The sequence below is a fragment of the Streptomyces sp. OfavH-34-F genome, from assembly GCF_022347745.1.
Lineage (GTDB): Bacteria > Actinomycetota > Actinomycetes > Streptomycetales > Streptomycetaceae > Streptomyces.
In genome coordinates this window covers 1-3,975 of the sequence record NZ_JAKRGC010000450.1, presented here as the reverse complement: position 1 = coordinate 3,975, position 3,975 = coordinate 1, and the positions used below count along the sequence as shown (strand labels likewise).

Here is a 3,975-nt window from a genome sequence, read left to right as displayed (position 1 = left end):
CGGGAAGCGGCGCGGCCGGGCCGGCATCCGGCGTACGCACCGCGCCCGCAGCCGCAGCGCCGCCGAGGCCGACTCCCGCACCCAGCGGGGCTGCGGCCGGAACCCCAGGGCCCGCAGCAGCGGCTCGTCCAGCAGCGCCAGCGAGAACCGGGCGACCAGCGGCCGCAGCGGACGCGGATACCAGCTCGCCATCACCCGGAACGTCGCCCCGGCCACCCGCCGGTTCGCCGGGTCGTAGGCGAACATGCGCTCCTCGTACGCGTCCATCAGCCGCTCGAACCCCTCATAGGTGTCGGGCACGTCCTCGATGCCCATCAGCGCGCCCGTCCTGCGGGCCGCCTCCGCCAGCGCCCGCACCTCCTGTGCGCACAGCGGGCGCCAGCCGTAGCGGTCGATCCAGCGCTTCGGGCCCACCACCGTCGTCGCGAGGACGTAGCGGAAGTCGTCGTTCGGTATCCGGTACCGGCCGTGGATGCGGTTGAGGTGGCGGGCCGCCGCCCGCCCCCGCTCCGAGTCGAACCCGTCGATCGCCATCTCGTACCCGATCAGCACGGTGTCGTCGTACCGCTTCTGCCCGTTGCGCTCGAACTCCTGGGTGCGGTCGAGGAGTACGGAGATCCTCGGCACACCGTAGTCGCGCAGGAACGCCACGCTCACGCCCTGCCGGTAGTCCCAGGGGAACTCGTACTGGGTGATCAGCCGGAGGATCTCGGCGTAGTCCCGCGACGGGTCCATCCGGCGGATCTCCCGCAGGCGGCTGTACCGGCCCATGGTGCGCCCTCCTGTCCGTGTCCGGGCTCCCCGCCCGGACGGGCGCCACAACTCACCGCGCGTGCACGGCGTATGACGGTGCGTCGGTGCGGAGAGTCAAAGTTACAAATACTATTGACTTGTATCACCGGTCCCGTCAACACCGCGGAGGACCCGGTCGGCGCCCGGTGGCGGGGGGGGGGCGGGGTCAGGCGGAGGCGCGGCGTATCAGCCGGGTCGGCGTGATCACCGACTCCGGCCCGCGCCCTCCGTCCTCCAGTCGCTCCATCAGCAGCCGGACCATCAGCCGGCCCATCCCCACCACGTCCTGACGGATCGTCGTCAGCGGCGGGTCCGTCGCCTCGGCCACCGACTCCATGTCGTCGAACCCGACCAGCGCCACGTCCTCCGGCACCCTGCGCCCCCGCTCGCGCAGCACCCGCAGCGCCCCCGACGCCATCAGGTCGTTCGCCGCGAACACCGCGTCCACGTCCGGCCGCCGGTCCAGCAGCTCGGCCATGGCGCGGGCCCCGCCCTCCACCGTGAAGTCGCCGTCCACCAGCAGCGCCGGATCGGCGTCCGGCAGCACGTCCCTGTAGCCGTCGATCCGGTCCAGCGCCGACGTCTGGTCGCGCGGGCCCGCGATGTGCGCGACGTGCCGGCGGCCCAGCCCGGCCAGATGGCGTACGGCCTCGCGGGCGCCGCCCCGGTTGTCGCAGTCCACGAAGGGCACCTCGTCCGCCGGGACGCCCGGCCTGCCCGGCCTGCCGCCGTAGACGGCCGGGACGCGGAACCGCCGTATGGCGCTGGACAGTTCGTCGTCCGTGTGCAGCGAGAACGCCAGCACCCCGTCCACATGGCCCCCGGCCAGATAGCGGCTGACCCGCTCGAAGTCCCCGCGCCCCTCCACCAGGAGCAGCACCAACTGCGCGTCGTGGGCGCCCAGTTCACGGCTGATGCCCCGGATGTGCTGGGAGAAGAACGGGTCCGAGAAGATCCGCGCCTCCGGCTCGTCGATGATCACCGCCACCGCCCCGTTGCGCCGGGTCACCAGGGTCCGCGCGGCGTGGTTGGGGATGTAGCCCAGTTCCTCGACCGCCTTGCGTACCTGGTCCACCAGCGGCTGGCGGACGCCCGCGCCGCCGTTCACCACGCGGGAGGCCGTCGCCCGCGACACCCCGGCACGGGCCGCCACCGCCTCCAGGGTGGGACGCGTGTGGTGCGGGGCATCGGGGGTGGGACCGGGCAACGGACGCTCCTCACGGCGCGGCGGGAGGCCGAAACGGCCGGGCCGGCCGATCGGCGCGCACAACGGCGCCAGCCTAACGGCCGGGATCGCGCCCCCCGCCCCCGCAAACCGGGCCGATCACGCCCGTTGATCCCCAAAGATGTGTCTTTGATGCGGTACTACCTACGGAGAGCGATTTATCAGTTTCCGTGAAAGGTGCCATTCGTGTCGCAGGACGATCAGAGAACGGGCGGCAGAGGGGAACTGCCGGTGACGGCGGACCTCCCCGGCGACCCGGCACACAACCGGCGCCCCGTCACCGACCGGGTGGTGTTCGGCGTCACGGCCGGCCTCACCCTGGCCTTCGTCATCTGGGGGGCCGCGGCCACCGATTCGCTGGAGGACGTCTCCGACAAGGCGCTGAACGGGCTGATCCACAACGGCGGTTGGGCGTTCATGCTGGCCGCGTCCGGCTTCGTGGTCTTCGCCCTGTGGCTCGCCATCAGCCGGTACGGCAACATCACCCTCGGCCAGGAGGGCGAGGCGCCGGAGTTCCGCACCGTCTCCTGGGTCGCCATGATGTTCAGCGCCGGCATGGGCATCGGCCTGATGTTCTACGGGGTCAGCGAACCGCTGGCCCACTTCACCGACCCGCCGCCCGGCACCCACCCCGCCGACGCGGCGGAGGCGATGCAGACGGCGATGGCCACCACCCTCTTCCACTGGACGCTGCACCCCTGGGCCATCTACGCGGTGGTCGGCCTGGGCATCGCGTACAGCACCTTCCGGCGCCGCAGGCGGCAGACCATCAGCGCCGTGTTCGAACCGCTCATCGGCCCGGACCGGGCCCACGGCGGACTCGGCCGGTTCATCGACATCCTGGCCATCTTCGCCACCCTCTTCGGCTCGGCCGCCTCACTGGGACTCGGCGCTCTCCAGATCGGCAGCGGCTTCCACGAGCTGAACTGGAAGGAGAAGACCGGCACCGGCCTGCTCGTCCTGATCATCGCCGTGCTGACCGCCGCGTTCATCGCCTCGGCGGTCTCCGGTGTGGAGAAGGGCATCCAGTGGCTGTCCAACATCAACATGGTGCTCGCCCTGATCCTGGCCGTGTTCGTGTTCGTCGCGGGCCCCACGATCATCGTGCTCGACCTGGTGCCCACCTCGATCGCCGCCTACTTCGGCGACCTGCCGCAGCTCGCCGGCCGCACCGAGGCCACCGGTGAGGGCGAGGTCGCGGACTGGCTCGGCAGCTGGACCGTCTTCTACTGGGCCTGGTGGATCTCCTGGACGCCCTTCGTCGGCATGTTCATCGCCCGCATCAGCCGGGGCCGCACCATCCGCCAGTTCATCGGCGGCGTCATCCTGGTGCCCAGCACCGTGAGCCTCATCTGGTTCGCCGTCTTCGGCGGCACCGCGATCAAGCTCCAGGAGAGCGGCAAGCTCGGCGGCGCCGACACCCAGGAGGCCCAGCTGTTCGGCGTGCTCCAGCAGTTCCCCGTCGCCACGCTGATGAGCATTCTGGTCATGGTGCTCGTCGGCATCTTCTTCGTCTCGGGGGCCGACGCCGCCTCCATCGTGATGGGCACCCTCTCCCAGAAGGGCATCCTGGAACCCGCCCGCTGGGTCGTCGTGTTCTGGGGCGTCGTCACCGGGGCCGTCGCGGCCGTCATGCTGCTGATCGGCAACGGCAAGGGCGACGCCCTGGCGGGCCTGCAGAACCTGACCATCCTGGTGGCGGCGCCGTTCACGGTCGTGATGATCGCCATGTGCGTGGCCCTCATGCGCGACCTGCGCCAGGACCCGCTGATCGTCCGCCGCGAGTTCGGCGTGGAGGCGGTGGAGTCCGCGGTCATCGAGGGCCACGCCCGGTACGACGGCGACTTCGAGATCCGCATCGGCCCCGGCGGCAGCCAGATCACCACCGAACGCCACGACGGACCGGGAGCCCCGCCCCCGAAGTAGCCGGACCCGCCGGGGGCGCCCCCGGCGCCCCC

Annotated in this window: 3 protein-coding genes; 1 reads left to right on the top strand and 2 read right to left on the bottom strand. The window is 71.5% G+C overall.

The annotated features are described in order from the left end of the window. Together MHW47_RS33090 and MHW47_RS33085 are read right to left on the bottom strand one after the other, a co-directional pair. A partial coding sequence (locus tag MHW47_RS33090) for an oxygenase MpaB family protein (protein ID WP_239227542.1) occupies positions 1-771 on the bottom strand: 771 nt, incomplete at its 3' end. Positions 772-958: 187 nt separating this feature from the next. Next, entirely contained in the window at positions 959-1,999 is a 1,041-nt protein-coding gene (locus MHW47_RS33085) for a LacI family DNA-binding transcriptional regulator (RefSeq protein ID WP_239227541.1), read from the bottom strand. Between the two features lie 204 nt (positions 2,000-2,203). On the opposite strand from MHW47_RS33085, the gene MHW47_RS33080 reads away from it, so the two are divergent. Beyond that, positions 2,204-3,943, top strand: coding sequence for a BCCT family transporter (locus MHW47_RS33080; protein ID WP_239227540.1), 1,740 nt, complete (start codon positions 2,204-2,206; stop codon positions 3,941-3,943). Positions 3,944-3,975: the final 32 nt, after the last annotated feature.